Raw genomic sequence first — 19,591 nt, 5'->3', positions numbered from 1 at the left:
ACGCATACCTTCCTTTCTTTATAAAAATACACTTACAGTTAGTATAACATTTTATTTTAATTTAGCAACTTTCTTCTAAGATTCATTCTCTCCTAAACAATAACTAATCATACGATTTCTACCTAATAATTTAGCACGATATAAAGCATGATCTGCAAATTGAATAGCATCACTAAAGTTTAAGGTATACTCATTACAGATATAAAACCCTCCACTTATAGTTACTTTAATCTTGGTATCCTTTTTAGTTTCAAAACAACTTTCACTTAAGGCTTTTTTAATTCTTTGACATACCTTAACGACTTCTTTTTCCGATAAATCATCTAATATCACTAAAAATTCTTCTCCGCCATATCGTCCTACATAATCTTGCTTTCTAACCACTTTTTTTAGGATTTCTCCTATTTTCTTTAGTACTTCATCGCCTAATTGATGACCATAGCGGTCATTTACTTGCTTAAAATAGTCTGTATCTAACATCATCACAACTGTGCTTTTATGTTGTTTATGATTTTTCTTAAATAGTATTTCTCCTTGCTTTAATAAAGCACCTCTATTTAAAAGACCGGTAAGCGAGTCATGCATTCCTAAATACTCTGCTTGATGATATAAAGTAGTATTTTGTATTGTGATAGCCAAATAAGACGCAATTACACGTAATGAATTAAGGTCATTACTATTAAATATATTGACCTTGTAGCTTCCTATTCCAACAGCCCCTATCGCCTTATCATTTATGATAAGTGGCGTAAAAAGAACTGATTGTAGTTGTAACTCCTCTGCTTCACCTATCTCTTTTATATGATATGCTTCAAAATCTCCATTACTTACTGAAATATCTATTCTTTCCTTGGTACAGTATTCTGCTAAATACTCTGTATTTCTAATAAGTTCTTTACGTTCTTTCACAATATCACCTTTATAATCAAACAAAGTATATCGAGGTACTTCTTGATCTAATATAAGAATACTGAATAAATCCATCTTAAATAATTTACTCAGCTGCTTATATATTTTATTATTGAGTACTGTTGGTTTTAAATGTTCTGTCAAAGCAACGCCTATCTGTGCAAGAACTTGCATATCTTGATAAAGTAATTTGTATTTTTCAATTTCTTTAGTCATATTAATTTGATTCAGTTTATCAAAGTATTTATGTACATTTTCATCTAATATATTCTCTTTACTTTTTTCATATTTTTTCAGATAACTGTATGCATCTTGCCACTCGTTAGTTTCTTCATAAATTTCACTTAATAGTTTATAACTTTCTTTAACATAAATCAGTGATTCATCTTGTTCTTCAATAATTTTTTTTAATTTTTGAATAGCCTCATTCATTCTTCCTTGTTTTTTATCATATTTCGCCCATTCAAATAAACTTTGTTCTTCTATTTCTTTAAATCTAATTTTCTTAATTCTTTCTTTTATATCCTTAAAGTCCTTTTCTGCTTGTGCATATAATTCACGACTTACATTAAGTTTTGCTCTTAAACTTAAAATCTGGATCAACTCAAGTGCATACTGTTCTTCATTCTTCTTGGCTAAATCATAAGCTCTCTTACTATATTCAGCTGCTAGTTCAAATTGTTTTTGGCACAAAAAAAGTTTAAGCCAAGCAATCTCAATATAAAGCTTAGTTGTATCCATTAAAATATAGTCTATGGCAACGATATTCTGTAAAATAAATTCTGCTTTTTTGTAAGCTTTAATAGCAATATATAAATCTAAAATACTTAGTAATAATTTTACTTTAATTTCAGGCCTTGCTAAGGCTTCAGCTTTCTCAAGGCCTTGTAAACCATATTCAATAGCTAGTGCAAACTCTTCTTTTTTTGTAAAGCCTACTAACAACATATTTTGAAGTTGAATAAGTTGATGTTCCTCTACCTCATTTTTAGGCTCTTGTAGGATTTGAACGCCATCTAATAAACCCTCTATCCCCTGGCTATACTTTCCCAAAACAAAATAATATTTTGCTTGTAGCATTAATAGCTCAATATAAGCTTTTTTACTTTCTTCTTTATGAATAAGGGATATAGCGCCTTTAATAGCCTCAATATTATCCTCTATATCCCCCCCCCAACTTCTTGTCATTAATGCAATAAAACCATCTATATAAGTAGGATCCTTTTTTATATTATCAAGCTGCTCTTCTAGCTTCTTCTTGTTTATCATAACTACCTCTTCATTAGACATTATTTACTATTAGTACTATAAATATTATACTATTTTCCTATAAAAAGAAAGTTGTATTAGTAATAATTCTTTATAATTCTACAAAAACTTCAGATTAAATCAAAACAAAACGAGAGCCTTTTACAGCTCTCGTTGATTGCCTTCATTAAAATAAAGTTCACAGCTAATTATTCGCTTAAATCTTTCACCTTTATTCTCATTCCTTGTAACTTTGTAAGTTTGCTTACTTTGGGTAGCCCCCAGACTAAGTTATGGTGATGATCAATAAGTAGTTACTCAAACGATCACGGCCTAAGATATTTCTTAGTATGGCTAGACTCTACTAGCTTAAGCTTCCTGAATTAGCATTAATAAACTATGTTTTAGCTAGGCAATATTAGGTTGTGATAACTCTCTTTAACTAGTTTGCTACTGCATTCCACTCTCCAAGGGTACCATCTCCTAACTTATATACAGTAAGATTACCTTTGAGATATCTTCTGTACAAGCTTATTATGCGCCAGTTTACTTATTTTATACCCTTAATCATTCACTTTTTTCTTAATCTCAAATCTTGTTGTCTCCTTGTTAAAAAGCTGACTTCTAGATACTAGAAATCAGCTTTTTATCATTATAATCTTAAAATTTCAGTATAAGCTAATAAAAGTGGTGCAACACCTTTAGCTTCATTTTCAACAACTGGTTCTGAAATATAGTATTCAAAAGTACCATCTCTACTGTCTGGACGACCTAATCCTGCCACAAGACAAATGCCTCCTAAGCAAAGCTCTCCATCTTTCTCATATAAATATTTATCACAAATACCTTTAAATGCCTTTTCACCATATGCTCTATAGCTCTCTGGTAAGAAGCCCATTCTTACTCCTTTAAGAATACCATATGCCATGATAGCACTACCACTCGTTTCAAGATAGTTTCCTTCTCTATTACCTTGGTCTACTACTTGATACCACATACCACTCTCATCTTGGAATTTAATTATAGCTTCCATAATATCTTTAAAGTTATTGCTTAATTGTGTATAACCTTCTGTATAGGTTGAATCCATCTTTTCTAAAGTATCTAAGAGTGCCATAACATACCAACCTAATGCACGCAACCAAAAATTTTTAGAAAGACCGGTTACTTTATCACACCATGAAGCTTCTCTTGAAGAATCATAACCATGATAATATAAGCCTGTTTTAGAATCTTTCATTATTTTTTCAACATTAGCAAACTGATTGAAAATATCTTTATAGTTTTTCTTATTATTAAACTTTGTTTCATATTCCATATAAAAAGGTTGCCCCATATAAAGTCCATCTAACCAAACTTGATTTGGATAGATTTTCTTGTGCCAAAAGTTACCTTCCTTTGTACGAGGCTGTATTTTAACTTGCTCATAAACTGTATCTATAGCTTTTCTGTACTTTTCTTTACCTGTTAACTCATAAAGTTCGAAAAGCACCTTTCCTGCATTAACATTATCGATGTTTAACTCATGAATATCATAGTGATTAATCTGACCGTCTTCTCTTACATGATAACTAATAAAATCATCTGCAAAAGCTAAATATTTTTCCCCTTTAGTAATGGCATACATTTCTAAAAGTGCTTTAATCATGCATCCATCTATGTAATTCCATGTTGGCTCTTTACCTTGTAATATTTTTTCAATATTCCATATAGGTCTAGCTGGTGTACTCTTATCAATGAGCTCTTCGATGTACTTTCTAAGCATATCCATAGTCGTTTCCTCGTTTCTATTTCAATTCAAAATTTTATTCATATTTATTAATTTATATTAGTATAAACATCTATTATCACTTTATTTTGTTTACACTATTATCTTTATTTTACATGAAATAAATGTATTTGTCATGGAAATAAAAATTTTTATTACTAACCAACAAAAATCAGTATTTTTTTTATAAATAGTGCTAAATTGATTATTCTTTGGAAAACCCAAAACAAAGTAAAAGTTTGGTACTCCAAGGTAATTTATCTAACCTATCTGAGAACAAGGCAAAAAATGAGGTGCTTAAACAATAATAAATACTTGTTTGCACCTCAAAAATACCTTAGAATAAGATAGATTACAAAATGGAGGAGGTATTTATGAATCGTTTTAAAAAACCTGTTTTTTTAGTAACTTATGGTTTAATCTTATATTTTTTCTTATTACGATTTGAAGTTTTTTCAGGAGTCATGCTCAAACTCTTAAATCTTACAAAACCTTTTATTTGGGGCTTTGCTTTAGCTTATATCCTTAATATTCCTTATACTTATTTCTTAACTAAACTGTTTAAAAGCAATAAGAGAGATCCTCGTTATAAACTAAAGAAGTCTTTGTCACTCATTGCTTCCTACTTAATTTTCTTTTTCATCATTGGCTTTATTTTCTCTATGCTTATTCCTCAATTAGGTGAAAGTATTAATATATTCATGGCTAACTCTACTGAATACTATCAGACTTTACAGAACTACTTAACTGATATTGTTACTAAACTTAAATTAGAGCCTTCTATATGGAATGAAATTCAAAAAGCAATTATGTCTCTCGTAGAAGTCCTTAAAGGTTTATTACCTTCTTTAATTGGTGTTGTTACTAGTACTGCTTCTGGTTTAGTTAACCTGCTGGGTACTTTATTTATCTCTGTTTACTTCTTGGCAAGTAAAGAAACTTTGATGTCTCTTGTCACACGCACCTTAGATGCTTTTGCTACCACTAAGACAAAGACTAAGTTAAAACATGTCTTAGAAGTAACTGATCAAACTTTTAGAGGCTTTATTATTGGTCAACTAACAGATGCACTTATTATTGGTATTATTACCTTTGTTTGCTCTAGCTTGTTTGGTTTTCCTTATCCTATCCTTCTTGGCTTCCTAGCTGGAGTAACTAATGTTATTCCTGTTATCGGGCCATTTATTGGAGCTGTGCCTTGTGTACTTATTATTTTAATGGTAGAACCTACTAAAGCTATTTGGTATGTCATCTTTATTACGATTCTTCAACAAATTGATGGTAATTTTATCTGTCCAAAAATAGTAGGAGACTCTACTGGCTTGGATGGTTTATGGATTTTGTTAGCTGTTATTGTTGGCGGCGGTTTCTTTGGTGTTGTAGGCTGCTTATTAGCTGTTCCACTTTGTGCCGTGGCCTTTAAACTTTATGAAGAATTTTTAAGTCATCGTCTAACAACTAAAAATGCTTCCTCTAGTGATTCTGCACCTAACCCACAATCCACTTCTCCACATTCAAGAAGATCACATTAAAACGCTCATCTTTTTTATACAACTAAAAAGGTAGGTTCCCTATTGGGCAACCTACCTTTTAGCTTTATGTATTATTCTATTTTTTACTTATGAATCTATTTCCCTACCACATTCTTCACAGGTATTTGCTGCTTCATTACATTTTTGACACTTATCATTGTTATAAAGTGGTACATATGTCTCTTCCCCACACTGCTTACAACGAATAAGGACTTGCTTTCTTACTTTCCCTTTTTCTTTACAACGCTTACAAAACATATTCTCACTCGCCTTCTGTCTTTACAAGATTAGTCTTTTTACTTTATTTTATAAATAAATCGTTCTGATTTCAACTATTCCTATCTTACTTTTGTTAAACAGATCTTTCTACTTATAATCTGGTCATATTCACCTTGCTTATACCATTCATGTAGTTCTTTAGCTCTTAGTACTGTCCAAGGATGTGTCTGATACAAAGAGCTTAATACCTTAACCACTTTATTATAAGCCTCTGAATCTAAGTTCTCAAATTGCTCCATTTGCTTTAAGAAATCCATTTCATTCATATGCCCATAAAATTGTGGTGGGTAACCTGCACATTTCATTAACGCCTTAATAGCTGCTTTGTGGCTTTGACAAACCAGTAGGCCTGCTCTATCTGCCGTAAGTTCTGACTTTCTATACCAATTATATAAAGAAATTTGAATTCCTGCTCCAATGATACTGCCAAACCCTAATGTCATTTGAGCTGCTATTTCAGCTAAATATGGCAATGCTTGTCCCATCATATGATACATTAAATGCTGACTCTTAATATGCCCTATCTCATGCCCTATGATAAACAGTAATTCATCATAATCTAGTAGACTTAAACATCCAGCATTTAATATAATGATAGGATTTTCAATACCAGTTGTACAACCATTGATTTGAAACCCTTGTTGCACATAAACATCTGGCATCTTATTAAGATTTAATATGCGACAAGCTGTTTTAACAGCTTCATAAATATAAGGCATATTAGTTGGTGTTACTTTAATATTACTGCCTGTATACTGAACCTTAATAAATCGTTCTATATCATACTCTACAAACAATTTAAGGGGTGCCTCTAGCATCTTATTACCACGTAATACTTCTAATAAACGATGATCTTCTGGATGTTCATATTCCATAGCGTCAAGATTTGTCAAAATGATTCTTTGTGTAATTCTCCCTGCCTCCCTTTCATCTATATCCGTACTATAAACTTCAACTAATAGCTGCTCTATAAGCTTAGTAATAAACTCTTCTATGTATTCTTCTGGCTCCACAATACATTGCACAGACGTATATTGCTTTTCTTTACATCTATTTTTAATGTAATTTACCCTTTCTTCGCTCCATTCTTTTTCTATGGTTTTCATATCAGCTTTTTCAAGTTGTAACAGCCTCCCCCATTTTTCAGCGAACTTCACTATACCCATACTGCCCTTTAAGCACTGATATAAATATCCATAATTATATATCATCAATTTTTGAGCCTTTGAAAGTTGATGACAGAGCAATTCTAACTGGTATTTTCCCTCTGTGACTGTTCCAAAAGATAAATTTTTAAAAGACTCCTGTTTACTTACAAGTTCTAAAACTTGTTTTCTATCTTCCTCATTTACTATTTGATAAATAATACATAATAAGCTATACTGATTCATCTTTTCTCCCCTTCTACCATACCCATGGTCCAAATCCGGAAATAAGAGGAGTAACTTTTTCTTTTTTTGGTATAGGTGCTTCTATTAATGAGCTCACTCGAAAACTTTCTTCATTATTAAAAAGGTTAACATTCATTTGTTCTGTGATACCTACTTGAAAAAGCTGTTGTTGCTTTTTCTTTTCCTTGGCTAAGGCTATCTTATTATCAATTTCTATTAGCTGTGTAAAAATGTTCATTTATATCCCAACCTTTTTGATAAAATATATTTTATATTAAGACTATTATACCATCTTATTAAACTACATATATACTTATTTTATCAAGATAGCCTTCCACCTATTGATAAGTTACTATTTCTACATTCTTATAAAAATGTTTTAATATCACATCATAAGTATACCCCATTTCAGCCATTCCTCTTACACCATCTTGGCTCATACCTACGCCATGACCAAAACCACCACCATACAAAACAATCTGTTTTAATTGCTCTTGATTATTATAGGTAATATCAGGTACAAAAAAAGCACTTGGTAAAAGTGACATAGGATTCGTGATACTACCATCACTTCTCGTTACTACAACTCCTGGATTACCTGCACCACCAAGTAATCGCCTAATCACATACTCTGTTGATACTTTAATAGTTGCTTTAGACCCTTTTAAAATAAGAGTCATTACATTACCACCTTCTCCTCTTTCTGCGACTTGCAGATTTTGGATTTTCCCAATACCTTCTACCCCTTGACTCTTCCACTCATTACCTACTTTCACTTTGATTAATGCTGGATAATCATTAGCAAGCTTACTTATGGCATTATTAACTAAAGTACTCACTTCCTCCTGTGATAACTGTACCTGCCATCTAAACCAAGGTGAATTTTCATCAAAAGCATCTATATCCGCTGCTGTTAGCTTAAAAAACTGATCAGCCATCTTCTCCTCTTTCATATTCTCTACCATCTTGTCACCTGTATACTGCTTTTCAGCCATCATATAGGGTGGTGTATCACTAGGAAAGGTTTCTCCTGTTGCCCATACCTCTCCATAATTAGCCGTGTAACCACAAGAAGTAGCAAAGAACTTACTACTTAATAGTTTTCCCTTGTAAGTTAATACTTTTCCTTCAGTAGCGGCTGTTGCTTCATAAGCTAATGGATTAGGTGCTAAGTTGTTATAAACTTGAGAAGCTGTTGTATCATCGATCTGTGCACCGTACTGAACAAACTTACTGCTTTCCTTACTAGCTACCCCATAGGTTCTAGCTGCAATGGCTTGCACTTTTAATGCTTCAATCCCATAACTTGTTGGCATTTCACTAGGAATAACACCCGCCACATAGTTTTCCATATCCACTTCATTTACAATATGATAGCCATCTTGTACTTTTGTTATTTCCATACATCCTTTATATTTAGGAAAACCTTGACTTTTATTTACAGTCAAAAGCTTCATAGCAGTGTCTCCTTTTGGCACCAAACGTACCACTGCAGCCTCCTTATTCCAATTAAATGTCTGGCTATCCCATACTTCTTCTGGTGCTAGTTTAGATGTTTCCCCATTATATATAAGATCATATTCTGCTGTACTTACTAATTTTACTTGTTTATGAACATAGCTTCCTTCTTTATTAGCAAGTACCACTCTCAAGCCTTCTCTATTACTTCTACCTATTACCTGAAGTGCAACAAGCTCATCACCTTCTTTTTGATAAGCAATTTGTACGCCATAGGGTAACTGGTTAATAGACGTATAATTTCCTAAATCCGTTTTGTCAGAAATTGTTACGTCTTTATAATTTAATACGCCTGCTTTTTCTAAAGTTATAGTATTGCTAGTTACTTTTGTTACGATATCTTTTTCTCCATATATTTCTGGTTCATATGCAATTGCTCCTTCGCTACTTATAGTGAGCTTGCCAATACTCCCCTCTTGCTGGAGATCTACTCCTTTATTTTGAAAGCTTATACTCTTCCCTTTGACTACTGCTGTAACTATCTGGTCAGTTACTAATTTAATTTCGCAATTCTCTATAGTACTTTCTTTGCTTATCACTTTCATGACGCCTAATATTTCTTGACCCTTTACTGCTACCTGTATCGTCTGATTTTTAAGTGGCTCTAAAATCAATCCTTTAAATCCGAAGGTACCTTGGTCAGTAACGACTTGCCATGCTCCCAGCTGTTCATCTGAAGGCGTTGCTAAGATGACTAAGGTTATGTACTTCATATGAGAATCCTTCTTTACTTGATTCATTGCTGAATAATAGGTATTAATGACCTCATGGATACTTAAATGTTTATCTTTATTAGCTTCACTCTTAGTTGCCGTAACCTCATAGCCTTCTCCAACTACTTCTGATAAAACTTTACTTAGAGTTTGTTCATCCATTAATTGGAGAGCCTCCTTCTCATTTAACGCCTTAAAACCTTGTTGCTGCAAACTTGCATAATATGAACTATACCAAGTCGTCTCAGATTTGTCTTCCTGCTTACCTGTTGTTTCTTTCTCATCTAATGTACATGCCAAAAGTTTTGCCATATTAGCTTGTGTACAAGGTACTTCATACAAACTGCTTTCTTCACTTACAGCTACTACTTCCCTCCCTAAAAAAAATCCTGGTAAAAGCTCTCGTCCTATCAAACAGTACCATAGCGCTACTATAAAGAGAACCGCCCATAAGGTTGCATCATTTCTTTTCCCTCTTCGTTTTACTCGCCTCTTATAGCGCTTAACCCGATGCATATTTCTGCTCATTTATTTGCCTCCTTAGTAACTCCTTATACTACAGTCTATGCTAGCTTGTCTTATGTAAGAACAAAATAATAAAAGTGCCTAAGCTTATAAGCTTAGACACTTTTATCGGAATGGCTTGCACACTCAGCACACAAACCTTTTAATTGTAAATGATGTTCTGTTACGACAAAACCCGTTTCCTTATTTAAAGTCCGGCTGAAACTTTCCACTGGACACTCATCTATCATGATATGCTTATGACAAGCTAAACATTCTAACTCATGTGCATGATGATGCTCTTTGAGCTGAAAATAAATTTTTCCTCCTGGTTCACCTGTCTTAGTAACCGCACCTTTTTCAGCCAAGGTATTGAGGGTCCTATATACAGTCGAAAAATTAATGCCTTCTTGTACATCAATACAGCTATAAATTTCCTCTGCTGTAATAGGCTCTTTACTTTTTTCAAGAATAGCTACTATCACTTTTCTTTGCTTAGTTACTTTTATCCCTAAACTTGCTAATAGCTCTTGCTCCATATTTATCCCTCACTTGCAAAGTACTTTATGAAATCATTTGTAGTAACATACCAAATATAACACCCGTCACATATAGTATTCCTAAAATTTTTATATTCTCTATAAAAGACTTATTAGCTTTAAAAAGAATAACGAGTCCCATACCTGCACCTGGTATTAATCCTGCAATAAGCGAGCCTAAACTTAATGTACCTGCAATATACATCTCTGTTAAAACGATAGAAGCTGCACAATTAGGAATAAGCCCTACTAATGCTGCAAGCACTGGTTGCCACATACTATTGGATAGTAAGATTTGACTTAATGAATCTTCACCAATCCCTACAATTATAGCATTAAGTATAAGATTTATCACTAAAATATACATAAATACTTTTACAGTATGTAAAAGTGCACTTCTCCAAATCCCACCATTATGACTATGACATCCATCTTGACATTTACATCCACCTTGTACTTCCACATTTTCAGATACCATTTGTTTGGGTGTTAAAGTAGGCCTTCCTAGCATTCTCATTATGGCTTCAATCACTAACCCCATAAAGATTGCAATAATAAATTTTAAACCAAGTACAATTCCCACGCTTTTAAGCATGCCAGGATGAGCAAATAAAATGGGAATGGCTTCATCTGAAGTAGAAATAAAAATAGCTAATAGGGTACCTATACTAATCATACCTCTACTATATAAATTAGCTCCTACCACAGAAAATCCACATTGTGGTAAGCATCCTAACGTACTTCCGATAATAGGGCCTAACCATTTAGCTCTTACTAACCGCCTATATAAACGATTATCTGTACTGCTATCTAAATAACCTATAAGTAAATAAACTAAAAATAAAAACGGTAATAGCTTTATACTATCTAATAAAGCATCTATTATTAATTCCATAAGTCCTCCTATATGCAAATAACTTGCATTTACATTTTCATTATAGCTTTGTTGCGAATCATTTGCAATAGTTTTACAAGAATTAACTTAAATCATCACATTCTTTTAAAGCCTTTAGTAATGAATTAGATGTCTCTTTAGCGCTATGATGATCTTTAATTGCTTCTAAGAACAAAAGATTATAGTCACCTGCTTCACTTAAAAGATTATAACTTATATTCCCATGATAATAATAACATTTCACCATTTTCAAATGGCTCATTTTTTGTATTTTTCCCTTTGTTAAGTGATCTAATACGACTATGATACTTTTTTCTATGGGATTGAGTGGATATTCACTTTTTCCAATATCATGTAGTAGCCCTAAACGTATATATTCTACTTCTTGGTCTTTTCCTGCTCTTTTTTTTAACGCATTAGCCACACGTAAGCTATGTTTTTGTTCATAAACCCTAAGCTTGTAAAAGAGTTCTTTTTCTTTCTCAGATAAGTAATGATTTACAAATTCTTTTTCCTCTATACTCATCTTAGCCACCATAGCCCAAACAAACTGCTTAATCCGATAAACCATATCTTGCTCCTTTCTTTCAGTGTATTATGTTTTTCTTATTTTTATGTACTCAGTCATTATTTTTATTAGCAAAAAAGCATCAACCTCTTATAGGTTGATGCTCATACAATGCCCAAAATGCCGGTCCTGCGATTTTGACGCCCTAGACTACTCTAGGTGGGTACCTTTCTTACTTATTCTGCCTTCCACTGCCCAAAGGGAATTATCTTGTGGCCTGACATAGCTAGTAAGTAAATCAAGTTCCCGTGCATAATTTGTAGGTTCAAAATAACAGGTTGTCGTACACCCCAGGTAATTTGTCTTTTGTTACCTTCATTATATCATTTTCTACCTTTTTTGCAAGTTTATTTTTCTCCTAATAGATTCCAATAACTTCCTTACCTTATTCAATTAAAATGGCAATCAAAAAAGACATAAAAACCAAATTAGATTTTTATGTCTTCTTATTTATTGTGCTGAACGTTTCTTTACGCGTTTAAGTCTAAAGAAATCTTCTCTTTCTTTTTCTTCTAGTGCTTCTTGTATATATTTTACTTGTTCTTTATAACGTGGAATTTGAATATGCTGCAGTGCATTGGTTCTTTTTTGAGTCTTTTGAATCTCTTTAGCTAACTTAAAAACTGAGTTATCAATTTCTGCTAATTCATACATCATATAACGTACAGTTCTAAAACGTTCTGCTGCTGCATCTAGTGCTGGATTCGTGTTATGAAAACCATAACTAGGTTTTACAGGCATCTTTGAATACTTAATAGTAGGAATATCGACACCCATAACACTCTTTAAAAGAATATCAAATTCTTCATCCTTAGGAATACTACGCGTAATATTTTCTACATTCTTAATACCTGTTGTAATATTGACATTCTGAAGTTGATCATAGGCCTCTTGCAAGGTAACATAAATATTTCCTTGAATAGCTTTTGCCCGATCTACTAGGCTCATCATTTCTTTGATTAAGACATTTCTCTTTTTATCTAATAACTCAAAGCCTTTATTAGATAAATCAAGTGCTGCTTTAGCTTTAATAAGGTTGGATTTAGTAGGTGCAACGAGAACAGCCATAGCTTACCTCTCCTTTTCACCTTTATAGTACTTCTCTAAAAGTTCTGGTTCAATACGGTCAAGCTCGGATTTTGGTAATATAGATAGAATCTCCCAACCTAAATCTAAAGTTTCCATAATCGTACGATTTTCATGAGCACCTTGGGCAACAAATTTTTCTTCAAAAACTCTACCAAATGTAAGATAAAGCTTATCTATATCACCTAGATCATCTTCTCCTATAATTTGTGCTAAAGAACGTACATCTTGCACTTTGGAATAAGATGAGAAAATTTGGTTAGATAAAGCAGCATGATCTTCTCTTGTATAATCTTCTCCGATACCATCCTTCATTAAACGAGAAAGTGATGGTAAAATATCAATCGGTGGATAAATCCCTTTTTGATTAAGTACACGGTTTAATACAATTTGACCTTCAGTAATGAAGCCTGTTAAGTCCGGAATAGGATGAGTAATATCATCATTTGGCATGGTTAAAATAGGAATCAGTGTAATAGACCCTTGTTTTCCTTCTAGCATTCCTGCTCTTTCATAGATCGTAGATAAGTCACTATAAAGATAACCTGGATAACCTTTACGAGATGGTACCTCACCACGAGTTGAAGACATTTCACGAAGTGCTTCACTATAGCTAGTCATATCTGTTAATACGACTAATACATGCATGTCTTGTTCAAATGCAAGGTATTCTGCTGCAGTTAATGCGCAACGTGGTGTAGAAATTCTTTCTGTAATAGGATCATCTGCAAGATTAAGATACATAACAACGTGATCCAGTACACCTGCAGCTTCAAAACTACGTGTAAAATAAGATGCATCATCATGACGTACACCCATTGCACCAAAGACAACAGCAAAGTTATCTGCATTAGCTCCTTCAATCTTAGCTTGCTGAACAATTTGAACAGCTAATTCATTATGAGCAATACCATTACCAGAGAAAATAGGTAGTTTTTGACCACGAATAAGTGTCATTAATGCATCAATAGCAGAAACACCTGTTTGAATAAAGTTTCTTGGATAGCGACGTGCTACTGGATTAATAGGACGTCCGTTAACATTATATTTGTCCTTAGAGATAATTTGATAAGCACCATCTATAGGCTCACCTATCCCATTAAAAGAACGTCCCAATATTTCTTTTGATAAAGGAAGTTTTAAAGGCTCTCCTGTAAACTTAACAGAAGCATTACCTGTAGAAATACCGGCTGTACCTTCAAAAACTTGAACCACAACGGTTTTACCTTCTACTTTAATAACTTTACCTTTTCTCATTTCCCCATTGTCTAATTTAATATGAACCATTTCATCATAAGCAACATCGTCTATATTGGAAAGGACAATGAGGGGCCCTTCTACTTTGTTTAATTTTAAGTATTCTTTTCTCATATTTTTCCCCTTTCCTTTATTGGTACTTCTTCATTAATGCATCATAGTCACTAACAATACGGCCTCGAAGTTCATCTAATAACTCAATATGATCATTTGGAATATCATATTTCATCTTAACAACATCTTCAAAAACTTGTTCCTTACGTATAGTAGATAAAGGAATACCCATTTTAACGCATTTAAGTGCATTCTCATATAAGTCATCGATAACATGTAGCATCTTATATTGTTTTTCTAAACTTACGTAAGTATCATCCTTATGTAGGGCATTTTGCTGTAAGAAGCCTTTCTTAATCGTTCTTGCAATTTCAAGTACAAGACATTGATCATTAGGAAGTACGTCTTCACCCACTAATTGTACAATTTCATTCAATTTTTCTTCTTCTTGTAATAAACGTACCATTTTAGCACGCAAGCTCAGCATATCTGGTGCTACATTTTCACTATACCAATTCTCTAATATAGAAACATAACTACTATAACTTGTTAAATAGTTAATAGAAGGATAGTGTCTTGCATAAGCTAATTTTTTATCTAGTGCAAGAAAGGCACTTACGAAACGTTTTGTATTTTCTGTTACCGGTTCTGAGAAATCTCCACCCGCTGGTGAAACAGCACCGATAATAGTAACTGAAGCTTCATCTCCACCTAAAGTCTCTACACAACCTGCTCTTTCATAGAACTGGGCAAGTCTTGAAGGAAGATAAGCAGGATAACCTTCTTCTGCTGGCATTTCTTCCAAACGCCCTGATATTTCACGAAGCGCTTCTGCCCATCTAGAAGTAGAGTCGGCCATAATCGCTACATCATATCCCATATCTCTAAAATATTCTGCCATGGTAATTCCTGTATAAATACTTGCTTCACGTGCAGCAACTGGCATGTTAGAAGTATTAGCAATTAATATGGTTCTTTCCATTAAGGGACGATTAGTACGTGGGTCAATAAGAGCTGGGAATTCTTCCAGAACGTTAGTCATCTCATTACCACGTTCCCCACAACCAATATAAACGATAATATCTGCATCGCTCCATTTTGCTAATTGATGCTGCGTTACAGTTTTTCCTGTACCAAATCCACCAGGAAGACCTACAGTTCCACCTTTAGCAATAGGAAAAAAGGTGTCAATAACACGCTGCCCTGTTACTAGTGGTTTATAAATAGGTACTCTCTTACTAATCGGCCTTGGTCTTCTTACTGGCCACTTTTGTACTAATGTTAAGTTCATTGTTTCACCATTAGCTAGTTCTAAAACGATAATAGTATCATTTAGCTTATATTCACCACTAGGATTAACGGTTACAACAGTCCCCTTTATAGAAGGTGGCACCATAATTTTGTGTAATATACTCTCAGTTTCTTGTACAGTTGCATAGACCATACCAGCACTTAAAGTCATACCTACTTCTGCTGTTACTTTAACTTCCCAAAGTTTTTCTTCATCTAAAGAAAGTAAACCAATACCTTCTGGTATAAAGTCAGCAGAAATTTCTTGTATTTTTTTTAATGGTCTTTGTATACCATCAAACATATTACTAAGCATCCCAGGTCCTAAGCTTAATGAAAGTGGTGCCCCTGTAGAGGTAATATGCTCCCCTGCACTAAGTCCTTCTGTTTCTTCATAAACTTGAACAGTTGCAATATCTTCTTGTAATGAAACAACTTCACCTATGAGTTGTCTTTCACCTACTGTTACCATTTCATTGACTTTAAAGTCAGCCATACCTGTACCTTTAACAACTGGGCCGTTAATGAGTTCTACAATACCAAAACCACTACTCATCTTTGCCACCTACCTCTCCAATTGCTAATGTAATCTTCTCTACAATGCTATCTTTATTCTCTTCAAGCATGGCAAGTATACTTTCATCGATACGCATATTAAGTGCTGGGTCTTCGATAATAAGTCCTCCTAATATTTCTTCTCCCACTTGTTTAAAAGATAGCTTGTTAGAAGAAATACCAATTTTCATTAAAGCTTCTTTAATAAATTCTTGATTTGTTTCAAGGTCATGTTCTGTTACATAAATAACCAATGGATTAGCATAACCTTTTAAAGAACCTAATCCTGAAATAACTTTGGTTAAATAAGATTTATAGTCAGGTGTTAAAATGAATGTTTTAATTCGCTCTTCTAAAGCTGCTATAAAACGTTCTACAACCTTTTCTTTCGTTAACATCGTTTCTTTTTTACTACATAATTTACCTTTACTAATCAGCTCGATTTTCTTGCTCTCAGCTTTTCTCTTAGCTTGTTCTATAAGTTCGTTAGCTTCCTTATCTGTACACAGTCTGCTTTCCGCACTAATCTTCTCATATTCTTTTTCTAATTCATAAAATTTTCTATCAGTTTCTTCTTTGATGTCTTGATGTAACAACTTTGAAAACAGTGTTAGTTTTTGTTCAATCGTAACCATTCTTCTCACCTCTATATGCGAATGCCTACAGACTCTCTTACGTAATTTGTTATAACGTCAGAGCCTCTAGTCGTTCCATGTCTATCTGGAATTTCTATAATTAATGGTTTTTTATACTTAATTTTATAAGTCATAATTTCATCATGGGCTAAATCAACTATTTTTTCTGTAAGAATAATGATACCTATGTCAGGATTACTCATTGCTGCTTTTAAGCTTTCTAGCACTTCTTCTCTTTGATGAAGCACGATGCCGTCAATACCAGCGAGTCTCATTCCAACTAAGGTATCATGATTATCACTAATTAAAAAGGATTTCATTTACTTCCGCCTCCTTATTTGATATCGCCAGTTGGCGGAGTGGCTAGCTATAAAGCTAGTCACTTACACTCAAATTGGTATCTTTTAGATAAATAAGATTAAGATAGAAATAATCATACCGTAGATAGCAATACCTTCTGCCATACCTACGAAGATTAAAGTTTTACCTAAAATAGTAGGATCTTCTGATACCGCACCAATTGCTGATGAACCAACTGAACCAACGGCAACACCTGTACCAATAGTTGCAAGACCTGTACTAAGAGCAGCTGCTAAATATTTAAAACCATCACCTAAACTAAGTCCAGTAGCTGCAGCAGTATTAGCTGTTTCTGCTGTGGCTGCTAATACAACTTGATCAGCACCTACTACTACAAAAGCTACTACCATAGCTGAAAATAAACCTATAGATGTTAGTAATTGTGTTCTTAAATTTCCTGTTTTATTACTCTTCATTGCCTTTACGCCATAAAGAATTGTTCCTACTGCTATCATTGTCCCTAAAACGATTACTAATTGCATCATTATTATTCATCCTTTCATATAAAAACATTTATTTTTCTAATTGAATTGGTTCATAGGCTATACCATCGCCACCAAAGTACTTACTAAACATTTCATAATATTGAAGTCTTAATCCTTGAATAAATACGACTAATCCCTCTAACGTTAAAATGAGTACATTACCAAGTACTAAAATAATAATCTTAAGTGGAATCCCTGGTACCATTTCTGCCATAACAGAAAAAGCCATAAATAAACCCGCATGGTTAAGTGCAAAAGCACCCACACGAATAAAGGAAATGGCATTACTTAAAGTTGAAAGTATGGTTTCTATACCTTCAAACCCACTTTCAATAAAGTAAGACCCCTTATCACCATGTATGAGAGGACGTTTGCCCTCCATTAAATGTGCAAGTGGTTCTTTGAAAACCATAACCACTAACATGAGCAGCATTACTAATACAGGTACATATACTGGGACTGGAATTACTTTTACTAAGCATAACGCCACTGAAATCAGTCCTATAAAGAATATATATCCTGCAATACCATTTTTTCCAAAAAATGCTTGTTCTAAATCTTTCCTTTTTAAAGCATTAATAATTCCCATCAAGAAAGATATAGTAAGCACTGCCACACCAAAAGCTACACCTACAATTAAAATCGGCATAATATTAGCTTTATTCAAAGGGCCTCCTTGGACAAGGGCAATATCAGAAATAACTGGCAAATGTTCTAAACCAAAAACGCTACCATAAACAAATCCAAAAATCATTGAAGTTGCACCTAAGCGCTTTAATATACCCCCTGCTGTTTCCATCTTCTTGCTAATCAAAAAGCCAGCTAGAAAGTAAATAAAACCTTGGCCAATATCACCAAACATAATACCAAACATCAGGCAAAAAGTAATAGCTAGGAATGGTGTTGGATCTATTTCATGATATGTTGGTAAACCATATAGCTGCACAATAAGTTCAAACGGCCTAAAGAACCAATTATTCTTAAGCTTAGTTGGTGGTGTTACATCTTGAGCTAACTCACTTGGTTTTTTAGCCATCATGACATATTTATCAGTGACATCACCGATGCGCTCGTCCAGTCTGCGGTAATCTTTGGATCTAATCCAAGCAGAAAGCACAAATACATTATTTCCCCTAAAGACTTGTTTCTTTAGTTCAATAATTTTAAGCTCTAGCTTTATTCTGGTATAAATTTTATTTAAAAGGAGAATAAGTTCCCCTCTATTTTCAAAGATATTTTTTTCTAGTCTTTCAATTTGCTTTTTCAGAATTTCTATCTTACTTTCATTTTCTTTTCTACAAGCAACTACTTCTCCCTCTGCACCAGGGCGAAGTTCTAACTTATTCCAGTTTAAAGATTTTAGTAGTTTTTCTGTTTCCTCTTCCAATTCCCTTAAATAAAAAATAATATAAATGTCTTCTCTAGATGCCTCAATTTCTCCAATTTCAAAAATAAGTGCACTAATGTTCTCTTGATTTTTCTTAATATGTAATCTGTTATCTCTAGAAAGCATCCCCACTTGATATTTAAAGTAATTCAAATGATTGAGCTCTGCAAAATCAATGTCTCTGTTAATACAACTTAAATTCTGATTAAGTGTTTCCAGTGTTTTCATTTGTTCTCTTTTTTCACTAATTGCCTCGATATTGGGTCCAATACTTTGTTGTACTTTTTCATAATCCTCAAGTGCTTGTTGCCTAGTATATGCCTTTATATCTTCTTTAATAAAATGCATTGGTAATTCTAAATCTATAGCCATAGTTTCTAAATTAGATAAAATGTTATAATAACTACTCTCAAGTTCTGCATAATTTTCTTCTTTTACGCTACTGCTAGCTGGTATCATAGCCTCATATTCATGCATTAAATAATTATTATCGTAAGCTTCGCTATGACTTAAATTCAAATGTACCTTTTCACAAAGTACTAACTCCTGAAGTATTGCATATTCTTCATCTAGGGCGCCTACTAGACTTAAGAGTTTCATTTTCTCAATAGCCATGTG

General features: G+C 33.4%; 17 protein-coding genes and 1 other RNA gene. 1 reads left to right on the top strand and 17 read right to left on the bottom strand.

What is annotated here, in order from left to right:
* Positions 1-75 precede the first annotated feature (75 nt).
* Both EKH84_RS09460 and EKH84_RS09455 read right to left on the bottom strand, forming a co-directional pair.
* Positions 76-2,178 (bottom strand): sensor domain-containing diguanylate cyclase, encoded by a 2,103-nt coding sequence (locus tag EKH84_RS09460; protein ID WP_190283552.1) that lies wholly within the window; start codon positions 2,176-2,178, stop codon positions 76-78.
* A 631-nt stretch (positions 2,179-2,809) separates the two neighbouring features.
* The gene (locus EKH84_RS09455) at positions 2,810-3,928 is read right to left on the bottom strand and encodes a glycoside hydrolase family 88/105 protein (RefSeq protein ID WP_127066077.1); all 1,119 of its coding nucleotides are present in this window, start codon (positions 3,926-3,928) and stop codon (positions 2,810-2,812) included.
* Positions 3,929-4,299: 371 nt separating this feature from the next.
* On the opposite strand from EKH84_RS09455, the gene EKH84_RS09450 reads away from it, so the two are divergent.
* A complete protein-coding gene (locus EKH84_RS09450; protein WP_190283551.1) occupies positions 4,300-5,457 on the top strand; it encodes an AI-2E family transporter in 1,158 nt (385 codons plus the stop codon).
* 87 nt (positions 5,458-5,544) lie between these two features.
* On the opposite strand, the gene EKH84_RS21980 is transcribed toward EKH84_RS09450, so the two are convergent.
* From EKH84_RS21980 to EKH84_RS09380, 15 genes are all read right to left on the bottom strand, one after another.
* On the bottom strand, positions 5,545-5,715 hold the full coding sequence (locus EKH84_RS21980; protein ID WP_190283550.1) for a hypothetical protein: 171 nt from the start codon (positions 5,713-5,715) through the stop codon (positions 5,545-5,547).
* A gap of 80 nt (positions 5,716-5,795) precedes the next feature.
* Positions 5,796-7,127: a M48 family metallopeptidase gene (locus EKH84_RS09445; RefSeq protein ID WP_127066075.1), complete on the bottom strand. Its 1,332-nt coding sequence runs from the start codon at positions 7,125-7,127 to the stop codon at positions 5,796-5,798.
* A 13-nt stretch (positions 7,128-7,140) separates the two neighbouring features.
* Complete coding sequence (locus EKH84_RS09440; RefSeq protein ID WP_127066074.1) at positions 7,141-7,365, bottom strand: hypothetical protein; 225 nt, start codon at positions 7,363-7,365, stop codon at positions 7,141-7,143.
* A 100-nt stretch (positions 7,366-7,465) separates the two neighbouring features.
* The gene (locus EKH84_RS09435) at positions 7,466-9,886 is read right to left on the bottom strand and encodes a SpoIID/LytB domain-containing protein (protein WP_127066073.1); all 2,421 of its coding nucleotides are present in this window, start codon (positions 9,884-9,886) and stop codon (positions 7,466-7,468) included.
* A gap of 92 nt (positions 9,887-9,978) precedes the next feature.
* Complete coding sequence (locus EKH84_RS09430) at positions 9,979-10,401, bottom strand: Fur family transcriptional regulator (RefSeq protein ID WP_127066072.1); 423 nt, start codon at positions 10,399-10,401, stop codon at positions 9,979-9,981.
* Positions 10,402-10,426: 25 nt separating this feature from the next.
* Positions 10,427-11,296, bottom strand: a complete 870-nt coding sequence (locus tag EKH84_RS09425) for a putative manganese transporter (RefSeq protein ID WP_127066071.1) — start codon at positions 11,294-11,296, stop codon at positions 10,427-10,429.
* 82 nt (positions 11,297-11,378) lie between these two features.
* The gene (locus tag EKH84_RS09420; protein ID WP_127066070.1) at positions 11,379-11,867 is read right to left on the bottom strand and encodes an HD domain-containing protein; all 489 of its coding nucleotides are present in this window, start codon (positions 11,865-11,867) and stop codon (positions 11,379-11,381) included.
* Positions 11,868-11,972: 105 nt separating this feature from the next.
* Positions 11,973-12,164: non-coding RNA, 6S RNA (gene ssrS, locus EKH84_RS09415), on the bottom strand.
* A 150-nt stretch (positions 12,165-12,314) separates the two neighbouring features.
* The gene (locus tag EKH84_RS09410) at positions 12,315-12,932 is read right to left on the bottom strand and encodes a V-type ATP synthase subunit D (RefSeq protein ID WP_013656391.1); all 618 of its coding nucleotides are present in this window, start codon (positions 12,930-12,932) and stop codon (positions 12,315-12,317) included.
* Positions 12,933-12,935: 3 nt separating this feature from the next.
* A complete protein-coding gene (locus tag EKH84_RS09405) occupies positions 12,936-14,321 on the bottom strand; it encodes a V-type ATP synthase subunit B (protein WP_127066069.1) in 1,386 nt (461 codons plus the stop codon).
* Between the two features lie 16 nt (positions 14,322-14,337).
* Positions 14,338-16,107 (bottom strand): V-type ATP synthase subunit A, encoded by a 1,770-nt coding sequence (locus EKH84_RS09400; RefSeq protein WP_013656389.1) that lies wholly within the window; start codon positions 16,105-16,107, stop codon positions 14,338-14,340.
* On the bottom strand, positions 16,100-16,741 hold the full coding sequence (locus EKH84_RS09395) for a V-type ATP synthase subunit E (protein WP_013656388.1): 642 nt from the start codon (positions 16,739-16,741) through the stop codon (positions 16,100-16,102). The genes EKH84_RS09400 and EKH84_RS09395 overlap by 8 nt, the downstream gene beginning before the upstream one ends.
* Before the next feature lie 11 nt (positions 16,742-16,752).
* The gene (locus EKH84_RS09390; protein WP_013656387.1) at positions 16,753-17,061 is read right to left on the bottom strand and encodes a V-type ATP synthase subunit F; all 309 of its coding nucleotides are present in this window, start codon (positions 17,059-17,061) and stop codon (positions 16,753-16,755) included.
* An 84-nt stretch (positions 17,062-17,145) separates the two neighbouring features.
* The gene (locus tag EKH84_RS09385; RefSeq protein WP_013656386.1) at positions 17,146-17,586 is read right to left on the bottom strand and encodes an ATP synthase subunit C; all 441 of its coding nucleotides are present in this window, start codon (positions 17,584-17,586) and stop codon (positions 17,146-17,148) included.
* Positions 17,587-17,614: 28 nt separating this feature from the next.
* Positions 17,615-19,588: a V-type ATP synthase subunit I gene (locus EKH84_RS09380; RefSeq protein ID WP_013656385.1), complete on the bottom strand. Its 1,974-nt coding sequence runs from the start codon at positions 19,586-19,588 to the stop codon at positions 17,615-17,617.
* Positions 19,589-19,591: the final 3 nt, after the last annotated feature.

The organism is Cellulosilyticum sp. WCF-2, assembly GCF_003990395.1.
GTDB lineage: Bacteria > Bacillota > Clostridia > Lachnospirales > Cellulosilyticaceae > Cellulosilyticum > Cellulosilyticum lentocellum.
Note: the sequence above shows the minus strand (reverse complement) of the source record. Positions and strands in the feature narration are given on the sequence as shown.

What these genes read in the sequence shown, in the direction of transcription:
- EKH84_RS09460 (WP_190283552.1), bottom strand. Translation starts at nt 2,178, where the DNA reads ATGATAAACAAGAAGAAGCTAGAAGAGCAGCTTGATAATATAAAAAAG.
- EKH84_RS09455 (WP_127066077.1), bottom strand. Translation starts at nt 3,928, where the DNA reads ATGGATATGCTTAGAAAGTACATCGAAGAGCTCATTGATAAGAGTACA.
- EKH84_RS09450 (WP_190283551.1), top strand. Translation starts at nt 4,300, where the DNA reads ATGAATCGTTTTAAAAAACCTGTTTTTTTAGTAACTTATGGTTTAATC.
- EKH84_RS21980 (WP_190283550.1), bottom strand. Translation starts at nt 5,715, where the DNA reads ATGTTTTGTAAGCGTTGTAAAGAAAAAGGGAAAGTAAGAAAGCAAGTC.
- EKH84_RS09445 (WP_127066075.1), bottom strand. Translation starts at nt 7,127, where the DNA reads ATGAATCAGTATAGCTTATTATGTATTATTTATCAAATAGTAAATGAG.
- EKH84_RS09440 (WP_127066074.1), bottom strand. Translation starts at nt 7,365, where the DNA reads ATGAACATTTTTACACAGCTAATAGAAATTGATAATAAGATAGCCTTA.
- EKH84_RS09435 (WP_127066073.1), bottom strand. Translation starts at nt 9,886, where the DNA reads ATGAGCAGAAATATGCATCGGGTTAAGCGCTATAAGAGGCGAGTAAAA.
- EKH84_RS09430 (WP_127066072.1), bottom strand. Translation starts at nt 10,401, where the DNA reads ATGGAGCAAGAGCTATTAGCAAGTTTAGGGATAAAAGTAACTAAGCAA.
- EKH84_RS09425 (WP_127066071.1), bottom strand. Translation starts at nt 11,296, where the DNA reads ATGGAATTAATAATAGATGCTTTATTAGATAGTATAAAGCTATTACCG.
- EKH84_RS09420 (WP_127066070.1), bottom strand. Translation starts at nt 11,867, where the DNA reads ATGGTTTATCGGATTAAGCAGTTTGTTTGGGCTATGGTGGCTAAGATG.
- EKH84_RS09410 (WP_013656391.1), bottom strand. Translation starts at nt 12,932, where the DNA reads ATGGCTGTTCTCGTTGCACCTACTAAATCCAACCTTATTAAAGCTAAA.
- EKH84_RS09405 (WP_127066069.1), bottom strand. Translation starts at nt 14,321, where the DNA reads ATGAGAAAAGAATACTTAAAATTAAACAAAGTAGAAGGGCCCCTCATT.
- EKH84_RS09400 (WP_013656389.1), bottom strand. Translation starts at nt 16,107, where the DNA reads ATGAGTAGTGGTTTTGGTATTGTAGAACTCATTAACGGCCCAGTTGTT.
- EKH84_RS09395 (WP_013656388.1), bottom strand. Translation starts at nt 16,741, where the DNA reads ATGGTTACGATTGAACAAAAACTAACACTGTTTTCAAAGTTGTTACAT.
- EKH84_RS09390 (WP_013656387.1), bottom strand. Translation starts at nt 17,061, where the DNA reads ATGAAATCCTTTTTAATTAGTGATAATCATGATACCTTAGTTGGAATG.
- EKH84_RS09385 (WP_013656386.1), bottom strand. Translation starts at nt 17,586, where the DNA reads ATGATGCAATTAGTAATCGTTTTAGGGACAATGATAGCAGTAGGAACA.
- EKH84_RS09380 (WP_013656385.1), bottom strand. Translation starts at nt 19,588, where the DNA reads ATGGCTATTGAGAAAATGAAACTCTTAAGTCTAGTAGGCGCCCTAGAT.